Annotated in this window: 1 protein-coding gene; it reads left to right on the forward strand. The window is 65.5% G+C overall.

What is annotated here, in order from left to right; translation table 11 throughout:
• Positions 1-15: 15 nt before the first annotated feature.
• Positions 16-435, forward strand: a 420-nt coding sequence (locus tag C7C46_RS32530; RefSeq protein WP_146259310.1) for a transposase, incomplete at its 3' end; no start/stop codon positions are given.

The raw sequence follows: 435 nt of genomic DNA on the forward strand, positions 1-435 counted from the left end.
TGTCGTTGAGCGGTCATGCTGGTAGATGTGACAGAGGAGCAACTCGGATGGTGGGCCGAAGAGTTAGCGATCTTCCTCGGAGATTTCGACCACCTGTTCGCGCGGCCGGAGCCCCGTGAGGTGTTCGCGGATCTGGTCGAGGGGTTGCTGTCGGACCTGCGCCGGAAGAACGCGTGGACGATGTCCGCACGGGCGGGCCATGTCACGCCGTCGCGGATCCAGAAGTTCCTGAACGCGGCCTCGTGGTCGGCGGACGCGCTGCTGGACGAGCTGCGCGGGTATGTGGCCGAACACCTGGGCGACCCGGTCGGGTCGCTGGTCCTGGACGACACGCAGGTGCGGAAGAAGGGGACCAAGTCCGTCGGAGTCGCCCCGCAGCACTGCGGAGTGACCGGTGACGTACGGAACTGCCAGGTCATGGTGATGCTGACCTAC

The organism is Streptomyces tateyamensis (genome assembly GCF_003205575.1).
GTDB lineage: Bacteria > Actinomycetota > Actinomycetes > Streptomycetales > Streptomycetaceae > Kitasatospora > Kitasatospora tateyamensis.